This window comes from Leptospira andrefontaineae (genome assembly GCF_004770105.1).
Lineage (GTDB): Bacteria > Spirochaetota > Leptospiria > Leptospirales > Leptospiraceae > Leptospira_B > Leptospira_B andrefontaineae.
Map to the genome: position 1 here is coordinate 230,441 of NZ_RQEY01000023.1, position 23,330 is coordinate 253,770.

The window sequence follows — 23,330 nt, forward strand, 5'->3', positions numbered from 1 at the left end:
TTTTTCAAGCCAGACTCCTTTTATGCAATAATCAAAATATTATATAAATCACATATATACTTCTGATTAGGATCGATTTGTTCTTCCAAAAAAGAGTAGACAGAGCCTATCTTTTGGAAGATAACCTGCGAAATGTATCCTTCTTTCGTAAATCTTGAAATACTTAATAACTTATTTGATAAATTCTTCATTAGAATAAAGGGATATTTCGAGAAAAATTCTTTCTCGAGAATAGCTAAAGATATTCGGGTAGTATTTGGAAGGGTTTTTTTTATTCTAATTTCTGCACTTATTCTTTTTTATTCAGTAAGAGGAGTCCTTAGTGACACTTACTACATTGAGTCGATTAGTCTGCCTGAATCTATCATTAAAAATGGATTAAGCGAAAATGAAGTTTCCGGTAGAATCATTTTGAAGCTCAGGTTAATCCAATCTGAGGTTACTGCTATCGATTCGTCCGACTCCGAAGATATTCATAAGCCTATTTTTCGATTTAATGATGCCGTGGCTTCGGAAGATATTAAGGTATTTGGGGTTTCTTTAAGTTCTTTAAAGAAAGTTATAAGGCTTCTGCTGAATGTTCAGGATAAAGTCATTTCCGGATCCATTGTCAGAAGAGGAAATGAGCTGGAAGCAAAGATCCATTTTCCATTTTCTACTGAAACCATTGACGTAAAAGAAAAGATTATTAATGACGATGAGATCGGTTGTATCGACGTTCTAATCGAGAAATTGTCTGAAAAAATATTACTAAAAGAACAGCCGGCGACTATCGGCTGGTATTTTTTGATTCGAAAAGATTACTTAAAGGCAAATAAAGTATATGAAGGTTATAAAAACGATTATGATATGATCGTTTTGAAGGGTTATATTGCTTTAGCTAAAGGTCATTACTCGGAAAGTCTTGATTATTTTTCTTCGGCGGAGCAGATTGATGATAGGGAGGACTATAATCTTTATTTCGGTAAGGCTACCGCTTATATGAATTCAGAAGATTATAAAAATGCTATTATCTATTTTGAGAAGGCAAGACAAATCAATGATTCGGATCCTAGGCTTTTCGTTAATATGGGGTTATGTTCAAAGTTAATTGGCCATTTCGATCTGGCAAAAGATTATTTTACCCAGGCTACTATGTTAAAAAGCAATTATGCTTCAGCCTATTATAATTTAGGCCTCTTATTCAAATCGAATAATAAAGAAGAAGCCAAAAGATATTTTAATTTGGCTATTAAATCTAAACCAAATCATGTTGAGGCTATAAAAGAATTGAATACAATGTTAGATGGGCATACTCGGTAGCAGATAGTCGGATCGATAGGAAGGTATATCAAGATAATTTTAAAAGATGTATGACCTCAAGCCTTAAGACCATCAATTGTTAAAAACCAAAAAGTATAGGGGGGACAATTCTGTCATAAACCCTAACTTCGTCTATAGTTACTACCTGAGATCCTCCGCCTAATGTACCGTATCCTAAAGTAATTGGAAAGCCTGAAGTCCAAGGGACCCTATTCGGATTGTATACTCTAGAGTCTACAAGATCGTTTCCGATATAAAGGTTGGCTCTACTATTTGGAAGATCCCATGTGAGAGTTACGTTATACCATACATCATCCTGATAGCCCCTGCAAGGGCTGAGATTGCTGACAACGCCGGTGCCTCCGTTCGTACTATATGCTCTGATTTGTAAGCATGATGAGTTATCAGCTAGCTGGAATCCTAAGCCATCTCCTGCGCCCATAATGATTCCCGGTGAGGGTTTAAATTTTCCTTTTACCCAGGCGCTAAGAGTAAATGATGAAATTCCTGATAGAATAGGCTCTCCTCCCAGACCGGAATCATGCCATGAATCTATGCCGTCATAAAAGTATGCGCCGTTTGGCAAATTGTTATGGTCGAAAGTAAGAACAGGTCCTACCGTTCCGAATGCCGTTAGATGTAATGTCCCGACTCTATCGTTTGCATCCCCATCTAAGGGCCAATAGTGGATGAGGCCGACATTCATAGCGCCTACGATTGATTCAGCGAGGCTTTCCAGGCCGTTATTTTCATTCGATGGAAGAAGTATATTGGCAAGTAGATACGTTCCGCAATTTTGAGAACTTAAAGTTACGAGTAACAGTAAGAGAAACGGGTAAGAGCGAATATTAGGCATGTGCGTTCTCAATTTTGACCAATGGTTATATTAGTGAAAATGATACGCAATAAATTATCCCAAAAAAGAGCGTTAAATGAAGATTACATTTTTGGTTATAGCAGTATAGAAGTAGGGCTGTATGGAATCAAAACGCGATTTTTCCTTCTTTCATGATATAAGGGATCAGTGTTTTTCCAGGATGCGTTAGGAAGAGATAGGAGAAGTTAAGGGAGACTATTTTTTTTTCCCGCAGAGCGATAAGGTGTATTAAATTCATAGAATTTTTATTTCGAAGCTCAGCTAGATTTTTTACATTAGATCTTATTGATATGATTTATAGCTAAATCAGAATATAGTTAAACGGAAATTATTTTTTGGTCGTGGGAGAATAAAAGGATTTTTCTGGTTTTTATCTTTTTAGGGATATTGGGTAATATATTAAATATTCCGAATTAAAATAGACGTTGAAAAAAATCAGTATAGAGTTATAATTCCACTTTAAAAAAAGATTTATTGAGTCCGACTTGGGACTGGACAGGGATATAGAAAAGAAAGGGCCTTGCAATGAAGCATAACTCTCTTTTAGGAAAGAGAAAGGGGCCTATATCCAATTTATGATACGTATATTTTCGTTGCTATCTATGATTCTGCTATTTTTTGCTTTGGTCGACTGCGAACAAAGTTCATCCGATGGATCCCAAGAACTTTTGGCATTAGCTGTATCGAATTCTGGAATTGTTGGGACTACGGATCCGGGAGAACTTCCTCCTCCGGAGGATCCTTCCCGAATTCTTTTTATCACGAGTAGTATCTATAATGGAAATTTAGGCGGAGTAAGCGGAGCCGATTTTCGTTGTGCTTCCGTCGCAGGAGCAGGTGGTTTATCAGGAACTTTCCAAGCGGTTATTTCTACTTCGGCTATGCACGCCCGAGGCAGGATGCCAAATGCAAAATATGTGACCACCACTGGAGAAACTATCGCTCTTTCCGTCTCAGACCTTTTCGATGGTACGATCTCGACACAGATTCGCAATGAGCAAGGGAACTACGCTCCTTCTTCTGGCACTTATCGTTCAGTATGGACCGGAACTAGATGGGACGGATATTATGTAAACGGAACTAATACATCCTGCAAAGATTGGACCTCTAGTTCTAATCCGGATTGGGGGGAGGCGGGTTTTGTTCCTAGACTGGACTCTTTCTGGGTTTGGGTGAACGATTCAGGTTGGGCCCCTTGCGATTTCCAGAGAGCATTGTATTGTTTCCAAGCTTCTCTCTGAAGAGAATTCGTTTTAAAGATTCAGATTTTATATCTCCTACAACCTTCCTCCCTGGTCCCATAGGATCAGGGAAGCTACAACTAACGTAAAATATCCAAAACCGCTTTTTAGATATCTTTCATTCATTCTGGATGAAAGATTCTGTCCTAAAAACATTCCTGCAATTCCTAAAGCACAGATAGTTAGAAGTAACGGACAATTTTCAGTTTGCACTGATCTGAAGCTGATTGCGAATCCGAAAAGAGAATTTGCTGCAATGATTGAAAGTGAGGTGCCTACTGCCTTTCTGATCGGAAGTTTGAGTAGAATTACGAGAGCAGGAATGATCAGAAATCCTCCGCCAGCTCCTACAAAGCCGGTGATTATCCCGACTAAAAATCCTTTGAGTCCAATCGATGGGATATTCGGAGATATTGTGGTGAGCTTAGTGTCTTCTCTCGGAGATGAATTATTAGAGCGGATCATAACCCAAGAACTAAAAGCCATTATGATGGAGAAAATGATCATTACCAATAAAGGTTTTGTAAGTGTGATCCCAAAATCAGAAATTAAGATGTTAGGAATGAAAGGGAGAAGTAAGTATCTCGCAATATAAATCCCGACAAAGCTTGGTATAGCGAAATATATTCCAACTTTTATATTTGTATCTCCCTTTTTTGCCTGGATGATTGCTCCGACTAAAGCCGCTATTCCGACAACAAAGAGTGAGTTTGTTGTGGCAAAAGTCGCATCCTGACCAAAAAAATAGAAAAGAATGGGAACCATCAAGATCGAACCTCCTGCACCAATTAGTCCGAGTGAGGCTCCCATAAAGAAAGAAGCTACATATCCTAAGATCAGCATTAGTTTATTCTAATCTACTTTTCAAATTCATTTTTTTATCCAGGAACCAGAATAATAACATTCCGAAGATGATACTCACGAAAACGATTATCGGTCTTGTCTCAAAGCTTGCGAGAGTAGTGACCGAAACTGTGGGGCAATAACCTCCAAGTCCCCAGCCAATTCCAAAAATTAAACTTCCTATAACCAAAGCAGGAGTGATTTCTTGGCGAGTTGGAATAAACCATTCCTTTGAGAACATTGGAGTTTTTCTTTTTCTTATCAATCTGTAAGTGATAAAATGAACTCCAACTGCACCTGCCATTGTGAAAAGTAGGGTAGGATTCCATTTTCCGAATATATCTAGAAACCCTATTATGTTTGCAGGTTGTAAAATTCCGGATAGTCCCAAGCCGATTGCGAATAGTAAGCCTACGATTAAGGCTCCAATATTATATTTCATATATATAGACCTGTCTTTCTTAGTAATACTACTGCTGCCATTCCAGCTGCCATGAACACGATTGTCGCTACAATGGATCTTGGAGAAACTCTACTGACTCCACAAACTCCATGCCCACTTGTGCAACCTCCTCCTAACATTGCACCGAATCCGACGAGTATCCCTGCTAAAGAGCCGATCCATGCTTTTGTTTGAAGTTCCGCAGCTAAAAGTTCCGGTGCTGTAAATTTTAAAGAAAGACCACCCAGCAGTAATCCGACTATAAAATACCATCTCCAGGATATATCACCTTTGATAGGCACCAATACACCGTATACAATGCTACTGACTCCGGTTACTCTTCCGTTCCATAAAAGCATTAAAGAAACTGCAATACCAATCACCACTCCGCCTGCAAGACCCATTACCCATTCTGTTTCCATTTTTCTTACTCCTTAGGCAGGTATTTCTCATTCCAATTCACCATCCCTCCTGCCAAATTGGATGTGAATTTATAACCTAAACGAATACTTTCTTCTGTCGCTTGTCTGGAACGTTTTCCGCTACGACATACAAAGATAATCTCTTCGAAACGATCGCCTGTTTCTAAAAATTTAGTTAAATCAGATCCTAACGTTACGAGTTGAGAAGTTCGAATATGGCCTAACTCTCCGTGGAATTCTTCCGGAGAACGAACATCTATAATTTTCACATTTCCGATTTTCTTAAATACGTCCTCATTCAAAACAGTAGGAATTCCTGATATACTTTGAGGATTCATTGTTCTAACGATTTCCAAACTCCCACATCCTGTGTTTGCAGGAAGAGCCAAGTGCATCTTTTTGGGCGTTGTAAGTTGTAGTTCTTCCATGATCTTTTGGAATTCTTCTTTGGAACGATTTCCTCCGATCCTCGGATTTAATTTCTTTTCCAATCCAACTGTAGTGCTGGTTAAACCTTTATAATCATGTGCCGGATAAACTTTGGTTTCATCAGGAAGAGAGAATATTTTTTTGGTGATACTATCATATAGTTTCGAAGATGATCCTTCCTGAAAGTCTGTTCTCCCTGTACCTCGGATCAGAAGTGAATCCCCAGTGAATACCATTCCTTCAAATAGAAAACTCATGCAGGCATTTGTATGTCCAGGAGTGGCAATCGCTTTTATTTCTTTGCTTCCAAGCGATAGAATTCTCCCATCTTGGAGTAGAATATCCGCACAATCAACTTCTGCTAATGCGCTTACAGCAGTTTGAGCCATGGTATTTTTACGAATTTCTGCAGCTCCCGTGATATGATCCGCATGGATATGCGTTTCTAAAATATACATCAGATACAAGCCAAGCTCTCTGATCAGCTTTAGATCTCTCTCCGCTGTTTCCCAAACCGGATCTATAATTGCGGCTTCCTTAGTTTCCTGATCTGCGATCAGATAGGTGTAAGTAGAGGATTGTGGTTCGATAAGTTGGTAAAAAAGAATGTCTTTCATTTTTTGTTTTTACCTTTTGTAACGTGCATATACATCAATATACGACACCCGAAACTTTGATCCTTGTATAATCCTGCAGCTCGTTGTAAAAAATTTATAGAGACGGTTCTTTTTTTGGGATTTTTGCAGAATTATACAAATAGAAGATCTTTTTAGATCAGTCGATTAAGGAAATGAGTGTTAGCAACTATGAGAACAAAAGAACGAGATAAACTTCACAAAGATGGGCTCATCAATTTTTCGATGGCGTTTACTGCCGCGGGATTTTTATGGAGCTTTTTATATTTTATATTAGGTTTTCCGCAATCGGCTATAATTCCTGGAGGTTATGCAATCTTGAGTTTATTAAGCCTGTTTTTTGTTTTTGTTACAGGTAAGTATTTAGCTTTTAGATTTCTCCAATTTCTTTTTATCTTAATACTTCCTGTACTTTTACAATTAAGCTTAGGGGGTTTCGAGAACTCAGGAGCGGTGATTATTTGGGCAATTCTTTGTCCACTTGGAGCTCTTTCATTCGCACCAATTCGTCAAGGTTTGGTCTGGTTCGGATTATTTTTGGTCGTTTTGGTTTTAACAGGACTTGCTGAATTTTATTTGCAACTGCCTATACCAAAAGTAGAGCGTAATATGCAAATTTTGTTTTTTGTGATCAATATTATAGGGGCAGGAACATTAACTTTCTTTAGCTTATACTATTTTATTTCTAAAAACAAGCAAGAGCATGATAGAGCTGAAAATCTACTTCTGAATATTCTACCCGAACCTATTGCAGAAAGATTAAAACGAAATCCATCTACAATTGCCGACGGATACAAAATGGTTTCTATATTATTTGCAGATATAGAGAATTTCACAGTAATTTCGCAAAAGGTCTCTCCTGAAACTTTGGTACATTTTCTGAATGATGTGTTTTCTCACTTCGATCTTCTCGCTGAAAAATACGGAATGGAAAAAATTAAAACTATAGGAGATGCGTATATGGCTGTTTCTGGAATTCCGATTTGGCATGAAGGCCATGCTAAATCTGCAATGGAGATGGCCATTGAAATGCAGAAGTTTGTAAAAACATTGTATGATCCTTCCGGAAAACCTTTAAGAATGAGGATTGGTATACATTCGGGACCTGTTGTTGCGGGTGTGATTGGTAAGAAAAAATTCGCATATGATCTTTGGGGTGATGCAGTGAATACCGCTAGTCGTTTGGAGTCTCATGGTGTGCCTGGTCGTATTCAGATCTCTGAAACTACTTATGATCTTCTTGAAGATACTTCTCAAATTGAAATTCGTAGATTAATAGATGTAAAAGGTAAGGGAGAAATGAAGACCTATCTCAGTTATGAATAGGAAAAGATCATAGAAAGTGCGGAGGCCATTAAGCTTCCGCATAACTTGCCGGTACTTCTATAAATGATTTCAGGAGTCTCGTGCTTCTGAATATTTCGGAAGGAGGTAATCCGAATGTGGCACGAAAGGTCCTGGTAAAATGAGCTGAATCGAAAAATCCAGCACGATGTGCGGAATCGGTATGATTCATTCCATGTAAAAGAGAATACACAGTTAATTTAAGCCTGAACCAAGTGCGAAATGAATGAAATGGAATACCAATCTCTTTCTTAAATTGGTGCTCCAAATTAGAAACAGACATACCGGCAAATTCAGCCAGATCTTTCGCAGAATGATCTTCATGAGGCATTGTAGTGATCAACTCTACGATCTTCTGGATACGTTGGTCTATTATTCTTGAATCGTTCTCTACAATCGGGGGGACCTGATTTAATAATTTTAATAGTATTTCTTCCGAATCAGAATCATCGGAAAGGATTTGATTGATCTTATTAAATAGTTCCTCTTCTTCCCTCAATGAAATAAAAATACCGTCCGTTTCACTTTCTAAATTCGATGCTCTTAAGGATTCATAATTAGGACTGCTTAAATCCATAAAGAGCAATATACAGAACTTTCCTGAAAATCGGATGGAATGATCTACCATTGGTGGGATCAGTGCAGAACGAAAAGAGATCCAATCGGAATCATTTAAAGAAATTTGGAATTCTCCATCTAAGCTGATACAAACTGTGGCAGCTGCTCTTCGACGTAAGGTTAGATCAGGGAGATAGCCTGCAAACAGGCAGCGACTTCCCCAAATACAAATCCTTTCTTGTCGATCGAGTGGGTGAGAATTAATTTCCATAGATTGCAGAATTATACAAGGAGCTTTCATCATCTGCAAATATAATCATCCTGTCACTTAGAAATTATTTTGCCCTTCATTCTGGGCAGAAGGTTGGAAAGAACAATACTACTCTATAATAGGATTTACACTTATATGTTAAAGCAAGCTTTGGAATCTAAAACTGAAAATCCAAACAAAACATTATGGGAGAAGGGTGATTTCACTGAGATCGCTTCCTTAATGCGCAAATCAGGAGAAGAGCTCGTAACTCATCTCGGAATAATATCTCCATTGAAAATTTTGGATTTAGGATCCGGAGATGGAACGACTGCGATCCCACTTGCAAGGACCGGATCGGAAGTGTTAGGGATCGATATTGCAAAAAACTTAGTAGAGGCTGGGAATAGAAGGGCGAAAGCAGAAGGTCTTTCCAATTTGAAATTCCAAGAAGGAGACGCATGCAATTTACAGGAAGTTCTCGATCGTTCTTTTGATCTAACTATTTCCGTATTTGGGGCAATGTTTGCTCCGAAACCATTTGATGTTGCAAGCGAAATGGTTCGGGTTACAAAACCCGGTGGTCGTATCGTAATGGGGAATTGGATCCCAAATGATCCTACGTCGTTTGTTTCCCAGTTGTTAAAGATAAGCTCTTCCTTTTCACCTCCACCTCCGGAAGGTTTTGTAAGTCCAATGACTTGGGGAATGAAATCTTATATTATGGATTATTTTGCAAAGGCAGGAGTGAAAGCCGAGAAAATTTCCCTACTCAAAGATACATACAGTTTTATCTCTCCAGATAAAACACCTGAGGATTTGATAGAGTTACTCAGAAAATTTTACGGTCCAACGATGAATGCATTTGATTCTGCTGAGAAAAATGGAAAGGCAGAAGAGCTGCGTAGGCAACTTATCCAACTTGCAAATGAACAAAACCAAAGTGGAGATGTTGGAATTTCAATACCTGCTACTTTTTTAAGAGTCACTATTGATCTATAAGTAAAAACTTTATATAGAAGCTCTTAATAAAACAAAAAGGCCGACTCTTTTAAGTCGGCCTTTTATATTCTCCACTAGGCGAACCTCGCCTAATAGTCGATATTATCTATTTTGAATAGTCACATTCTCAGTCTTCACATAAGAAGTATCAAACCACCATGCGCGAACTTCCATAGGACGATCCGCTTTGTCTGGTGCTATATTAAAATCTAATGAGAAGTTTGTATATTGGCCCGGACCAACAAACTCATGTCTATAAACGTCTCTTCTTGCCAATACTTCTTGGCCATCGTAAACGTCTATGGTCACAACTTTATCGTTATTCGCGTTAGTTACATCTACTAACATGCGGAATACGGCACGTTTGTTTCCTGTTCCCCAACGACCTCTGTCATAAGGTCCATAGATAATATGATCCGCCCAATGATCACCTGTGGTAACAACCCAAGCATCACCTTCTGCGAATCCGGTGCGGTGAGAAAGATTTTTAGCCTTATATACTAAAGGTAATTCTCCACTCAATGGAGAAGAGCAACAAAGTAGTGCAGCTCCTCCTCCGTCCCTTTGAGCAACCCCAGCTACGTATTCGGTATCAGCACATTGGCCCTTGTAAGAACCTGGAGCCCAATCTCCTCCACGCTGAGATGAACGGCTATCTCCTCTGTCGAACCAAATAGTGCGGCATGAGTTAGCAAGAGGAACTTTACTGTGAGCACAAAGGATTCCACTAGTTCCCCAAGAGTGTTTAGTTGCCCCTGCAACATAGTAGTCATTAGGACATTCGTATTTAGTAAATCCGCCGGCCCAATCTCCTGTTCCATGGTAACGAGTGGTAGTTTCATAAACCGCTTGCACGTTAATCGCACGGTCAGCATGCCAAAGTTTTCCGTATTTTGTATCACTACAAAGTGCTCTTTGGTCACGGCTTAAGCCTAATAGACGTTCTCCATCAGGACAGGTTCCTTTGTTTGCACCTGATAACCAATCGTTATCAATTGTACTTACGTTATCATCTACACCGTTAAAGCCGATCTTGGTCAAATGGTCTACGTAAGCAACGGGTCCAGTCTTACCATTGAAAGCAAGAAGGCGATCCATATGTTCATCTCGCCAGTTGCCTCGTTTCATTTGAGACCAATCAGAAGTTACAAGTCCCCATTCGTCTTCGCCGTTTAGAGGCCAGAATGCGAAATCAATATCCTTCTCGATTAAATAATCCACAAGCCTTTTGAGCCACTCTCTATCTGCAGGATTTGTTTCTCCTGGAGAAGCTCCGAATTCACTTACCCAAACAGGAGCTGTAGTAACTGCATCTGGATCAGTTACATATCCCCATTCGTCTGTGATAGTGTTTCGGAATGTATTTAGATCCATATCCTTGTATTTGATATTTCCGCCGGAAGTTCCATCGTCACCGTTATGTTTAGGTCCGATAAATCCATAGTTATGAGCGGCATAAACCAGTTTATTTACATTACGAATATGAACTTGAAGATCTCTAACAGGTTTTAGGTGAGGACGTTCCCCGGAACCTAAGATCGGGATCGCTCCCCACCAATTGATACCTTCGACAACTATGACCAAATCTGGGTTAGCGCGTAAGATATCATTTCCAGCTTCCTGAGCAGCCTTACGCCAATCGTCTATATTATTCCAACCCCAGTTAGGGCTATTCGGTAAATGAGTATCGTTAAAACGTTGTGTGCGAACTTCGTTTCTAAGATCCGCAGCAGCGACTAACTTATTATTCTTATAACGATTTACCAAGAACACCCAATCCGCTTTCCACATTTCAGGAGTTTGGTTATAGGCAAAGGAAGATCCTGTGTGATACCATTGGCCATTATAGTCGAATCCACAGCACCATTCTGAGAAAGTAGTATGGTTATTTAAGACCACTACGATCCCTGCGGCAGTCAAAGCTGCTACGGTTTCATCATAGATCTGTAAGGCTGTCTTTCCGAAAAATTGTGGGTTAGCAGCCACATGTTCGTTCGGAACGATATTCGCGTCATGAAGCATTATATTAGAAAAAGGCAATCTAACTGAGTTGAAGCCCCATTCTTGGATCAGGGAAATAATATGAGAGATAGGCTGTTTATCCAAGCCTCCCACTACCTGACGAGTATCGCTTGCTCCATACCAGTTCACCGCTTTCAATTTGAAACGGTTATTATTCGAATCTACGATATATCTTCCGTTCGTACTCAGAGGAACGATCGGAGGATTGGTCGCCACTACAAAAGCTCGTACAGAGTTGTAAGTGGATTTCGCCGATTTAGAAAGTGAGAACGGTAAATACGCTTGGTCTGTTTCAGGGGAACAACTTGCTAATATAGCAAAGACCACCGATACAGAACAAAAAATTTTCATTTTCCTTCTGTTAAACATTTTGAATTCTCTCCATTGAATTCCCAATCAATCACGGATAGTTTTTTATATGTGTGGGGATTATTTAACAGAGCGTACTTATAAATCGTTTATTTTTTCCCAAGATTCCATTCTATATCTTACGTTTTTTCTTTTTAAAGCGTTTGTTATAATAAAAATATTGAACGAACAGTCCATATATTTAAAATTACTACATTACAAAATGCGATAAATATTATGAATACTTAATATGACTTATTCACAAAGGATCTGGATCTTCCCATCCGTCATATTCTGGCTATAAAATGCATATGCCTCTGCGGCTTCTTCCAACTTGAATTGGCGTTGTATCTTGGGTCTGAACAGACCGTTCACATTCTCGATCACTTCTCGCGATAGTAAATATCTCGACGGAAGAGAGAGTGCGTTGATATAGTATTCGATCTCGAAAAATTGGACTTTCCAACCGTTGAATAATTTCTGAGGTTGGAATTGCATAGGGCCGGTATTAAAATAACCATACATACAAAGGGTGGATCCTTGAGGCATAGATCGGACAAGTGTTAAAGGCATTTCTCCTCCGATACAATCGAAACCGTATGTGCAATTGACTTCTTTACAGAGTTCTGTAAGTCGTTTTTCGAAATCCGGATCGGATTGGTTTAATACGTACGATGCGCCTTCTTCTTTGCAGATCGAGATCTGCTCCTCCCTGCGAACGATAGCTATACTTTTTAAACCGTATGTATGTGCGACACGCATCGTCATTCTGGCAACTGCTCCTGCCGCAGCGGTAATAAAAAAATATTTGGATTCAGATGCTTTCGCGCATCTTGCCATAGCAATCCCGGTAATAGGATTTGCAACTGAGGAGGCTGCCTCCTGGAATTGAACGTCATTAGGAAGAACGATCAATTTTAAAGCCTCTGCCAAAGCATATTCCGCAAATACTCCGCTCTTGCTATAAAAGGCGACTCTTTTACCAAGTCTCATTTTTCCGACAATCCCTCCTCCGTTAGCTACTACTGTTCCTGCTGCTTCAAAGCCGACCCCTCTAGGATAAGGATAATCAAAAGTAGAACTGTATACTCCTCGGATATGGTAAAGATCGTTCGGGTTCATAGAGCCTCGATCCACCTTTATGAGAACCTGTCCAGGGCCAGGTTTAGGCAAATCGATAGAAGTAAGTTGTAGGATTTTTTTGATCTCATTCGGATCTGAGAGTGCCTCGTTAGGTAGTGGGCCTAATTGTCTGACGGCCTTCATTTTTTTAGGGAGATTGTTTTTCATGGATTTATGTTTCCGAATTTTGCTTATTTCTGGGAGATCACAAAAAGATTCCCTTCAGGATCCTTAAGTATTACTGAAGTATCATATTCTTCTAATATGATTCCGCCTTCTGGGAGGATTTTGTTGACTGCCGCTTTTAAATCCAAAACCCGGAATCCTACTGCAATTCTTCCCGTATCAGATTTATTTAATGGACCTCCTTTACTGAAATTATTGTAAGTGAATATTTCGAATGTGGGACCACCTTCTTCGTATCCGGGGAGGGGAAGGTGACGACCTTTTACTTCTATCCCGGTGAGTCCCGTTAGATTTTCTATAAAGTCTCCCTTATAATCCCTTTCGAAGCCTGTTGCATTTGTTTCTAAAATTTTGCCGTAAAAAGAGAGTGCCTTGGTCCAATCCCTGGAATTGATATTTACATGAAGGAATCGGATCTTATCGATTCCGGAAGGATTTAGTTTAAATCGGGTCCTTACTAACGAATTTAAGCTACGAAAGATAGTGCTTGGGCTAAGAGGAGTTGGAAATGGAATATGGATCTCGAATATATTTCCATCCGGATCTCTTCCATAAATTGCGGGAACTTTTTGTAAATCCTCGAAACTGCTGTCTATCTTTCCTCCATTCTTTTGGATTGTTTGGATGAGACCAGGAACATTATCCGTTTCGAAACAGATATGAGCATAGCCCAGATCGTTTGCAGAGCTTGTTCCTTGGTTCGATTTCTCTGCTTTTAATATTGTAAATATTGGCCCTTCGTTTTGATAATCGGGAGTTCTGAGAGTAATAACGGAAGAGAGCGGATCTCCTAGGGTCCAGTTTGAATCCGTTTTTGTTTCCTTAGCCCTGAATACGTTCTGGTAAAAATCAGAAAGGCGTTTTGGATCCGAACTCCTGAAAATTACCGTTTCGAAGGAAAAATCCGAATTTAGAATCCTTTTATATTCATGGGGAGAAGGAGTTAAAACCCACCAGATGGTAATTAAGAAAAGTATGGAGAACAGAACGATCAGAAACTTTTTCATATATAGCTAAGGATAGCATATACATTCTCTTCTGCGCTTGAACGAATCCGGTATAAGTGAAAATATTGTCTCCTCGGAACAAGTGTAGGTTATGGACTCTACAAATGGTAAGGCGATCTTCTTTCCTTAGTTTTGCTTCAGTCCTTCCCTAACATAGTTACGAATATGAGAACCAACACTTTTCATATGATCCTTAATTGTAGAATTCAAGTCTCCTAATGACTTTTGGTTGATCTCAGGCAAAAGTTTATCTTCTGAAAAACCTTTCAATAGATTCGATTCATCAATTAGGGTATCAATTTTATCCGAAATATCGTAGCTCTGTTTAGAGACTACATTAACAAGATAAGAATTATCATATTTACCGTAAGTATTATCCAAATCAGTCTGTTTTACACTTACGATAAAAGGATGATCTAACTCCTTATTTTTATAAGCATTTCTTAATGTACTAAAATGGTATTTTTCGATAGTCGTATGTCGACTGGCAATCCTATCAATCGCTTCATTTTTAGCGTTTTCGAATCCAAGAATTGCCTTTAGATTGATCCAAAGCATACTAATTGTTCCAAAATTCGGAAGAACTCTAGAGTGATATGGTTGGGTCAGATCCGCAACATAATGCATTCCCCAGCCTAAGAAACGATATCCCCAATATGTATGTCCTGTTTGGAAAGCATAACGAGAAAGTGTCATGAACTGATAGACTCTATATCGAGGGTAGGTGCGGGTTAGAAATCCTGCTGCAGCAAATATGATCGGGGATTCATGATAATAACCTATATGAAATGGGACTTGGGTGGCATAATAGATCTTAGAATCTCCAAAAGATTGTATTCCAAAACCATAATCTTTTCCGAAACTTTCTCCATTATCCTCGAATAAATTCAGATCCAATCCGAAATCCGGCTCATCACCGGCAGTTGCGAGCACTTCAATCGGGCTGACAAGTTCTCCTATTCGAATATCATAAAATTCATAATCTTGTTTTAGATCCTTCTCTCCATAAATACTTACTGTTTTTGGATCCGATTTTTTTCCAGGAAGAGGATTCCCTGGAAGATTCTGTAAAAAATAACCTAACGGTGTTCCGGTATTCAACCTAAGCGCTCTTAAGAAATGATTTCGGATTGTTTTTCTATCTCCTCCTTTGAATGAGAGTACATCTGGAAGAGGAGCATTTTTATCGTAGTCTAAATTCGCTTCCTTCTCCATATCCCTCATAAGAGGGATAAGTTTGTCTTGTTCTTTAAGTAAAAAATCTTCAAGAGATTCTACTTTTACCTTAGGTGCTGATACCAATTCAGGCATAACTTCGAGTGCAGGTCGGTTGAATAGAAAATGATTCCACCAGGCTTCTGCAGGTGTAGCAAACAAACTAAGTGAGGCGATGAAGATTAGACTAGAGTAATATTTGAGCACACCAAAGAATTCTATATTACCAAGAGAAGTCAACACAAACTGTCAAAGGGAAAACTACACCGTAAAGTTGTTGAGTAGATGAAAAGGTTTATGATGATCTGTAAAATCTCTCACTCAAACAGGAAAAGATGGAAAATATCCTAGTTGAATACGTTTATTTGATTTTGATCATCCTTGGATTGGTTGTGATCGCAAATCGACTCGGACTTGCTTATCCGATTGTCCTTTTGATCGGAGGACTCGTTGTAAGTACAATTCCATTCTTCCAAAATATTACCATCACACCGGAGCTTGTTTTTTTAATTTTTCTTCCTCCTTTATTATATGAGGCCGCTTGGCAAATTTCTTGGAAAGAATTTTGGAAATGGAGAAGGATCATTGCAGGTTTTGCATTTCCGATAGTCATCATCACTTCTTGTGTAATCGCTTTGATCTCTAGTTCGTTGATCCCTGGATTTACATTAGCGATTGGATTCTTATTAGGAGGTATCATTTCTCCTCCTGATTCTATTTCTTCCGTTACGATCATGAAGCAAACAAAAGCCCCCAAGTCTGCAATAAGTGTCGCAGAAGGAGAAAGTTTGCTGAATGATGCTTCTTCTTTGATAGTATTTCGATTTGCTTTGGCAGCGGTGATTACCGGACAGTTTAATCTCCAAGAGGCAACTTTTAGTTTTGTTTGGGTGGTTATTGCAGGTTCATTCATCGGTTTGGCAGTTGGTCTTGTATTTTATGGGATACATAGTTGGCTTCCGCTTACTCCAAGTATTGAGATCGTTTTAACTTTTGTGACTCCATATTGTATGTATTATTTGGCGGAACATTTTCATGTTTCAGGAGTTCTTGCCGTGGTGTGTGGAGGACTTCTTCTTTCCAGCAAACGCCAAAGTTTGTTGAGTTATGCGAGTCGTATCCAAGGAGTGAATGTTTGGAATAGTATCGTATTTATTTTGAACGGATTGATCTTCTTATTGATCGGTTTGCAGTTGCCTTCTATCATAAATCAATTAGGAGATATTAGTTTAAAGAGCGCAATTCTATATGGAATATTGATCTCATTGGCTTTAATCGTTACAAGGATCATCATTACACTTTTTACTTCCGGTTTTACTAGGATCATGAGCAATTTTATAGAAGTCTCGGAAGTGAATCCTGGATGGAAGATCCCTCTTGTTTTAGGTTGGGCAGGGATTAGGGGAGTTGTATCCCTTGCTGCAGCACTTTCTATTCCATTATATACAATTGGAGAAACCCCATTTCCCTATCGAAATTTGATCTTGTTTATCACTTTCATCGTGATCTTAACTACTATGATCTTTAATGGACTAACTCTTCCCTGGTTGATCCGAAAATTGAACGTAATGGATTTCCAAACTCCTATTCCTGTTCATAGACAAGAAGTGATGATACAAAAAAAGTTAGCAACAGAATCACTTCATTATTTAGAGGAGAAAAATAAAACAGGCGCTCGCAAAAATAAACATCTCAAAAATCTAATTTCTCGTTTGAAAACAGAATTAGGATATTTTGAAGAAGAACTGAAGGGAATGTCAGGAACCCATAGGGGAGAAAGAAAAGAATATGGAGATGTATATTTAGAACTTCTTCAATTCCAAAGAGATGTTTTGAACGATCTAAATCATGATTCGGGATTCGACGAAGAAGTGATCCGCAAATACCATGCGCTTATAGATATAGAAGAATTTAAAACCAGAGAAAGTGACTGATCTCTTTCTCTGGTCTTCTCGGGATTACTTGTTTAGAATAGGCGCAGTTAAATTCTTATTTTGGGAATTATCCTCTTCTGCATTTACGTCAATTCCTCCTGCTGGATCAGGTTTTTTAGAATTAGAAAAATCGAATATATTGAAAGGTTGGATCTCATCGTCTCCAGGCAATTGTGCGTTTTTCCAGCCACCGCCCAATGCTCTGATCAATCTTACAGATGCTCTGTTTAATTCAGTCTTAACTAGGATTGCATCTATACGAGCGTCCAGAGTATTTACTTGAGCATAGATCAATTCCAAACTATTACTTAGGCCCCCTTTATACAAGGCCATTGTCATATTTTGCACTTGTGATGCTGCTTCTACTGCTTGCTCCTGCCTTTGCGATTGTTCCGACATGTATGTAGTTTCCGTAAGTCCATTCTCCACTTCTCTAAAAGCGTTTAAAACTGTGGAACGATAGACATCTTCGGTTTCTCTATAGGCAGACCAGGCTTGTTGTAATTGAGCTCTACGATATCCACCTTGAAAAATGGGAAGAGAAACTGTGGAGCCGTAAGACCAAAAACTATTTGCAAGTTGGACTAGGTTGACTCCTCCTTCGAATCCTCCACCGGCGCTAAACGAAATACTTGGAAAATATGCAGCACGAGCTATACCTATATTACGATTTGCTATTGCCATTTTACGTTCCATAGAAGCGATATCAGGTCTACGCTCTAGTAAGGTAGAAGGAAGAGTAGCTGGAACCTTGAACGCAACAACTTGGACCTCTTCTACCGGAGGGATGTTAAATCCCGTAGGAGCTCTATTGAGTAAGATCGCAATCGCATTCTCCGTTACTCTCATCTTAGATTGTATGTCTAAACGTTTTGCTTGGGTGCTGGACAGAAGATACTGTGCTCTCTGCACATCCAGTTCAGGCGCGATACCACCTTTATATCTTTCATTTACAAGATTTAAGGACTGCTCATAAAATTCAATGGATTGGCGGTATGTTGTATCCTGAGCATTTAAACCTCTAAAAGTAAAATAATCAGCAGCAAGTTCCGCTTGCAAACTCAATCGAGCTAAAGCAAAATCAGCAGCAACTGACTGTGCATTATAAATTTGTGCTCTTGTAGAATTTCTGATAGAAGACCAAAAGTCAGGTTCCCAAGAAGCAATTCCTCCTAAAGATGCAGTTCCTTCTTGGTTTGCTTCTCCCGCTCCTCTAAAAAGACGATTGTCTGATTGCCTATTATTGGATCCGCTAAGCCCAACTCCTAAATGAGGGATTAATTGGGATCGAACTTTGAGCATTGCATCTCTTGCTTGCACAAATCTTTCTGCGGCAGCTTGCAAATCTGGATTCGCGGCGATTGCTTGTTCTTCTAATTTGTTTAATACAGGATCATTAAAAAGTTTCCACCAATCTGCTTGTATTGCTTCTCCTTCGGAAGGATTTGCTTTTACAAAAGGACCTGATCCGCTCCAAGAATCCGGGACCACATAGTCCGGACTTAGATACTTAGGAGCAAGATCAAATGCTGGACCATTCAAACAAGAAACCAATAAGACTGCCAATGATAAGAGAGAGATCCATCGTCCTAAGACGATGTCTCGCTCTTTCGTTTTATATATTTTTCGAGATCGGTTCATTTGGATGCTACTGGTTCAAGTTTTGAACCTTCTTTTTTAGAAGTATTCATATCCGAATATCCGTTTCTTGGCTCTACCACTCTTACTTGATCTCCTTCCAACAAAGAAGCAGAAGGGTTATTCACGATCCGATCGTTCGTGCTAACTCCATCTCTTACTTCTATTATAGAATCTATGATCTTATTTACAGTGATCGGTTTGAAATGTACCTTATTGTCCTGTGTGATCGTTGCGACTTGAGTGCCATTTTCATCAAATACCAAGGAACTGGAAGGTATTGTTAAAAGATCTTTCTTAACGGGAGCAGTGAGGGTCACTTGTGCGTAAGAACCCGGCCATAAGGATCTGTCCTTATTATCTATGGTAAATTCTGCAATTACAGTTCTCATATTCAAATCGAACCCCTTAGAGATAGTAAGGAAATTCGCTATGAATTTTCGATTCGGGAATTGTTGCACGGTGAGTTCTGCGGATAATCCAGGTTTTAACAAGTAGGCGAATGTTCCCGGCACAGAAACGAATAAACGCATTTTATGGATATCCGCCACGGTAAATAAGTTAGAAGGTGTTTTGCTATCGTCAATATTTCCTTCTTGGGTTACGTAATCTCCTACGTTTATATTTCTTTGGATCACAACTCCATTAAAAGGAGCAACTATCGTTTTAAAATTGATCCTGGCCTTATACTTATCCACATTTTTCTCTGCGGATTTCAGTTTAGCTTCTTCCGAATTTTTATCGGCTACCGCCACGGAAATGGACTGTTCCGAAACTGCATGAGAACTTCTTAATGCTAGATATCTATCGGCAGTAACTGCTGCCAGTTTGTATTTTGCCTTTTGAGAATCGAAGTCTGCTTCTGCCTGTGCATATTCCGCATCCAATGCAGGGACCTTAATACGAGCTAGTACGTCTCCTTCTTTTACTTCTGCTCCGTAATCTTTATACCACATCTTCACGTAACCTGGAACCTGAGCATAAATGACTGCTTCGTACCATGCTCGAACTGTTCCTGGAAGAGTGATCGTTTCCAAAGGGTTAGGTGGTGTCGGACTTACTACGGAAACATTTGGAATGGATGCTTCCAAGGCTTCCTTTCTGAATTCTTCCGCGCTATGTATCTGTTGATAGAATATATAGCTCAGGAATATAACTCCGACTGAGATTGAAGATAGTGTTACAAGTTTCTTTTTAGGTACTGTTGGAATCATTTGGAACTTTCCTTTTGGATTTTTGCACGGTTATTATAGATGATCGCATAGATACAAGGTACGAAGAATAGTGTAGCGAATGTAGCAACTGCCAATCCTCCGATCACTGCTCTACCTAATGGAGCATTTTGAGAATTACTTATGGACATTGGCACCATTCCTATGATCATCGCGGAGGCAGTCATAAGCACAGGTCTGATCCTGGAATATCCCGCTTCAATAGCGGCTCTTACTGCGTCTCCATGAACTTCTAAACGATCCCTTGCATAAGAAACTACTAATATAGAGTTTGCAGTCGCTGTTCCCATACACATGATCGCCCCTGTTAGTGCAGGCACTGATATATATGTGCGAGTTAGGAATAAGGACCAAGCAATCCCAGCTAATGCACCCGGCAACGCGGTGATGATGATAAACGGATCAGTCCAAGACTGGAAGTTTACCACGATCAAAAGATAAACCAGAAGAATTGCTACAAAAAGTCCTCCGATCAACTCTATGTAGGCACTTCTCATAGTCTCTGCCTGACCTAAGATCTCAATTGCAGCTCCTCTTGGGAGTTCGCTCTTCATAGAGTCCATGATCTTTTGAGCATCGCTCAAAACTCCACCTAGGTCTCTACCTTCCGCGGAAACATACACGTCGATTAGAGGTAAAAGGTTTTGGTGAGTTACTAAACCGGGAGTTCCTGTCGGGGTGACATTTGCTACGTTACCTAATAACTGTATTCCATTTTCTGAATTATCTTGTAAGTCTCCTCGATTGACTGGAACAGTAAGCAGATCTTCTGTTCTTCTCATCTGAGGTTGAGGCACATAGATATTGATCTGGTAAGATAGACCGGTTTTACGATCCATCCAATACTCTTGGTCTATTTGTTGGCTTCCCGAAGTTGCGAGTAACATATTTTCTGCAACTGATTTCATAGGAAGATCGAGGTTGATCCCTAAACTTCTATTTCCATCTACAAGAAGAGTAGGTGTGCTCATCGTTTGTTGGATCACAACATCTGCCGCACCAGGGATCGTTTTCAATTTACCCTGAAGTTTTTGAGCAAATTCAAAATTCTTTTCCAGATCCATTCCATTGATCTGAATATCGATTGGAGAAGGTGAGCCGAAGTTTAAGATCTTTGCAGTCAAGTCCGCAGGTTGGAATGTGAACACTGTTCCCGGATAAAGTTCGCTTAATCCTTTTCTTAGAGTTTGTCTGTAATCCCAAACAGGAGACTCTTCATCTATTAAAGAAATCGTTAAGTCACAATCTTGAGAACCGATTGTAGGAGTAGGGATGAATGCGAGGTTATGAGGTCCTACAGGAAGACCACAATTACTCAAAACACTCTCCACCTTACCCGGAAGTAATTTTTTAATATCTTCCGAAACTAAAGTGGCAATCCTTCCGGAAACTTCTATCCTAGTTCCTAAAGGTGCACGCATATGCATCTGTAAGGTTCCTGCTTTGATCTCAGGGAAGAAGTCTCTACCATTCAAATAGAATAGAAGAAGAGAACCGGTCGCTATCGCTAAGAATATCTTCACAAATCTTTTACGATCTGCTATTACTTTCTGTAGAAGAATATAATAACGTTCTCTGAATTCAGTGAAGTTACGCTCGAATCCCTTTTGAAAGCGGATTAAGAAATCAATCCATTCTCCAAGGAAAGCGAAACGAGAGTTTGTTTTCTTGGTAGAAGTCGGGATTATATGATGTTTTGCCGCTGCTTTGGAATGTGATCCATGTTTATTATTCTCTGGAGAATGATGAGCAGTTAGCAAATATTTTGCCATTGTAGGAACAAGAGTCCTGGAAAGAATGAAGGAAGCGATCATTGCGAGTGCCACCGCTTCTGCCATTGGCTTGAACAACCAACCAGAAACCCCGCTTAATTGAAAGAGAGGGAACCAAACGATTACGATCGCAAAAGTGGCTACGAATGTAGGGATAACGATCTCGTTTGCAGCATCTATGATCGCTTTCTCTAATGGTTTACCCATCTCGATATGAGTATCTATATTCTCTATCATTACAGTGGCATCATCCACAAGGATACCTACTGCTAAGGCCAAACCTCCCAATGTCATTACATTGATAGATTCTCCAATCAAATGGAGACCGATGATGGAACTTAAAAGAGAAAGAGGAATTGAAGTAGCGATAATTGTAGTCGCTCTCCAGGAACCTAAAAAGAGTAAGACTACAAGTCCGGTTAGACCTGCAGCTAATATCATTTCATGGACAACGTTCTCTATAGAATCCTTAACAAAGATAGAAGCATCGTTTAATAGTTTGATTTCTACATCATCTGGAGAAATTTCTTTGATCCTTGGCATGGTTTTACGAATTCCGTCTACCACGTCCAGAGTGGATGCATCCCCACTTTTCATCACAACGATCAATACTGATTGTTTTCCATCTACAAGAACTGAGTTCAATTGTGGAGGGCCGCCAAGTGCAACATTTGCAACATCCCTCATAAAGAATGTGCTATTCCCGACTCTCTTGATTGGAATATTATTAAAATCTTCTACTTGGATCGGGATTGCATTGGTCATCACCATCCAGTCGGTTTTGCCGATTTTCTGGTCTCCTGCAGGTAACACAGCGCTTTGCTCATTAAACGCTTTGAATACATCCATAGGGGACAGGTTCCTAGACAAAAGTTTTTGCTTATCAAGTGAGACAAGCAATTGCATAGGAGTTCCTCCATAAGGCTGAGGAATGATTGCGCCAGGAATGGTAACTAATAGGGAACGTATCCTCATGAATGCGAGGTTATAAAGTTCTGCAGGAGTCATCTTCTCCGATGTAACTTGTAACATCGCGACCGGAACAGAAGAGGCCTCCAACCTCATGATCATAGGAGGAGAAATATCCGGAGGCAAGGACGTGACTACTGTCTGCGAAATCGCAGCCACCTCCGCTTCTGCACCTGCAAGATCAGTATGAGGTTGTAATTCAATATTTATAATACTACTTCCGTAATAGGATCTGCTATTAATACTCTTGATCCCTTCTACGGTACTGGTTAATGCCCTTTCGAAAAAGTAAGTAATCCTTCCGGCGACATCTTCAGGAAGCATACCTTGGTATCCCCATACTACAGAGATCACAGGTATCTTGATGTTTGGAAAAACATCCGTAGGTGCCTTGAAAATAGATTGTATCCCGAAGAATAGGATTAGAATAGCGAGGACCACGAAGGTGTAGGGTCTTTTTAGAGCAATGAGAACGATTTCATTCATTTTGTTTCCTCATATATTAGTAGCATTTAAGGTGGAGAAAATCGTCCCGGTTTA

At 39.6% G+C, this 23,330-nt stretch carries 18 protein-coding genes; 5 read left to right on the forward strand and 13 right to left on the reverse strand.

From position 1 onward, the window contains the following. The first annotated feature begins 132 nt into the window (after positions 1-132). On the forward strand, positions 133-1,302 hold the full coding sequence (locus EHO65_RS17885; protein WP_135775898.1) for a tetratricopeptide repeat protein: 1,170 nt from the start codon (positions 133-135) through the stop codon (positions 1,300-1,302). Positions 1,303-1,381: 79 nt separating this feature from the next. On the opposite strand, the gene EHO65_RS17890 is transcribed toward EHO65_RS17885, so the two are convergent. Then, positions 1,382-2,158 (reverse strand): LamG-like jellyroll fold domain-containing protein, encoded by a 777-nt coding sequence (locus EHO65_RS17890; protein ID WP_135775899.1) that lies wholly within the window; start codon positions 2,156-2,158, stop codon positions 1,382-1,384. Between the two features lie 623 nt (positions 2,159-2,781). On the opposite strand from EHO65_RS17890, the gene EHO65_RS17895 reads away from it, so the two are divergent. Beyond that, entirely contained in the window at positions 2,782-3,420 is a 639-nt protein-coding gene (locus EHO65_RS17895; protein ID WP_135775900.1) for a hypothetical protein, read from the forward strand. Positions 3,421-3,456: 36 nt separating this feature from the next. Here the strand turns inward: EHO65_RS17895 and EHO65_RS17900 are convergent, their stop codons facing one another. The 4 genes from EHO65_RS17900 to EHO65_RS17915 are packed head-to-tail and all read right to left on the reverse strand — an operon-like array spanning position 3,457 to position 6,173. Continuing rightward, positions 3,457-4,263 carry a sulfite exporter TauE/SafE family protein gene (locus EHO65_RS17900; RefSeq protein WP_135775901.1) on the reverse strand — a complete coding sequence of 269 codons (807 nt, stop codon included), beginning with the start codon at positions 4,261-4,263 and terminating at the stop codon, positions 3,457-3,459. Between the two features lie 4 nt (positions 4,264-4,267). Further along, on the reverse strand, positions 4,268-4,705 hold the full coding sequence (locus EHO65_RS17905) for a DUF6691 family protein (RefSeq protein WP_135775902.1): 438 nt from the start codon (positions 4,703-4,705) through the stop codon (positions 4,268-4,270). Beyond that, positions 4,702-5,127 (reverse strand): YeeE/YedE family protein, encoded by a 426-nt coding sequence (locus EHO65_RS17910; protein ID WP_135775903.1) that lies wholly within the window; start codon positions 5,125-5,127, stop codon positions 4,702-4,704. Before EHO65_RS17910 ends, EHO65_RS17905 begins: the two co-directional genes overlap by 4 nt. Before the next feature lie 5 nt (positions 5,128-5,132). Further along, entirely contained in the window at positions 5,133-6,173 is a 1,041-nt protein-coding gene (locus EHO65_RS17915; RefSeq protein ID WP_135775904.1) for an MBL fold metallo-hydrolase, read from the reverse strand. 189 nt (positions 6,174-6,362) lie between these two features. Here EHO65_RS17915 and EHO65_RS17920 point away from each other — a divergent pair, with 189 nt between their 5' ends. After that, a complete protein-coding gene (locus EHO65_RS17920) occupies positions 6,363-7,517 on the forward strand; it encodes an adenylate/guanylate cyclase domain-containing protein (protein ID WP_135775905.1) in 1,155 nt (384 codons plus the stop codon). A gap of 28 nt (positions 7,518-7,545) precedes the next feature. On the opposite strand, the gene EHO65_RS17925 is transcribed toward EHO65_RS17920, so the two are convergent. Next, positions 7,546-8,397 carry a helix-turn-helix transcriptional regulator gene (locus EHO65_RS17925; RefSeq protein ID WP_135775906.1) on the reverse strand — a complete coding sequence of 284 codons (852 nt, stop codon included), beginning with the start codon at positions 8,395-8,397 and terminating at the stop codon, positions 7,546-7,548. Positions 8,398-8,499: 102 nt separating this feature from the next. On the opposite strand from EHO65_RS17925, the gene EHO65_RS17930 reads away from it, so the two are divergent. Further along, positions 8,500-9,345 (forward strand): class I SAM-dependent methyltransferase, encoded by an 846-nt coding sequence (locus EHO65_RS17930; protein ID WP_135775907.1) that lies wholly within the window; start codon positions 8,500-8,502, stop codon positions 9,343-9,345. A gap of 102 nt (positions 9,346-9,447) precedes the next feature. Here the strand turns inward: EHO65_RS17930 and EHO65_RS17935 are convergent, their stop codons facing one another. From EHO65_RS17935 to EHO65_RS17950, 4 genes are all read right to left on the reverse strand, one after another. After that, complete coding sequence (locus EHO65_RS17935) at positions 9,448-11,736, reverse strand: glycoside hydrolase family 5 protein (protein WP_135775908.1); 2,289 nt, start codon at positions 11,734-11,736, stop codon at positions 9,448-9,450. A 234-nt stretch (positions 11,737-11,970) separates the two neighbouring features. Beyond that, complete coding sequence (locus EHO65_RS17940; RefSeq protein ID WP_135775909.1) at positions 11,971-13,005, reverse strand: zinc-binding dehydrogenase; 1,035 nt, start codon at positions 13,003-13,005, stop codon at positions 11,971-11,973. A 23-nt stretch (positions 13,006-13,028) separates the two neighbouring features. Next, a complete protein-coding gene (locus tag EHO65_RS17945; RefSeq protein ID WP_135775910.1) occupies positions 13,029-14,030 on the reverse strand; it encodes a VOC family protein in 1,002 nt (333 codons plus the stop codon). A gap of 126 nt (positions 14,031-14,156) precedes the next feature. Further along, entirely contained in the window at positions 14,157-15,452 is a 1,296-nt protein-coding gene (locus tag EHO65_RS17950; protein WP_244243572.1) for a phospholipase C/P1 nuclease family protein, read from the reverse strand. 128 nt (positions 15,453-15,580) lie between these two features. On the opposite strand from EHO65_RS17950, the gene EHO65_RS17955 reads away from it, so the two are divergent. Continuing rightward, complete coding sequence (locus EHO65_RS17955) at positions 15,581-17,179, forward strand: Na+/H+ antiporter (protein ID WP_135775911.1); 1,599 nt, start codon at positions 15,581-15,583, stop codon at positions 17,177-17,179. 24 nt (positions 17,180-17,203) lie between these two features. Here EHO65_RS17955 and EHO65_RS17960 read toward each other — a convergent pair whose 3' ends face one another. The 3 genes from EHO65_RS17960 to EHO65_RS17970 are packed head-to-tail and all read right to left on the reverse strand — an operon-like array spanning position 17,204 to position 23,276. Beyond that, complete coding sequence (locus tag EHO65_RS17960; protein WP_135775912.1) at positions 17,204-18,820, reverse strand: efflux transporter outer membrane subunit; 1,617 nt, start codon at positions 18,818-18,820, stop codon at positions 17,204-17,206. After that, complete coding sequence (locus EHO65_RS17965) at positions 18,817-20,031, reverse strand: efflux RND transporter periplasmic adaptor subunit (RefSeq protein WP_135775913.1); 1,215 nt, start codon at positions 20,029-20,031, stop codon at positions 18,817-18,819. The genes EHO65_RS17960 and EHO65_RS17965 overlap by 4 nt, the downstream gene beginning before the upstream one ends. Beyond that, a complete protein-coding gene (locus EHO65_RS17970) occupies positions 20,028-23,276 on the reverse strand; it encodes an efflux RND transporter permease subunit (protein ID WP_135775914.1) in 3,249 nt (1,082 codons plus the stop codon). The genes EHO65_RS17965 and EHO65_RS17970 overlap by 4 nt, the downstream gene beginning before the upstream one ends. Positions 23,277-23,330: the final 54 nt, after the last annotated feature.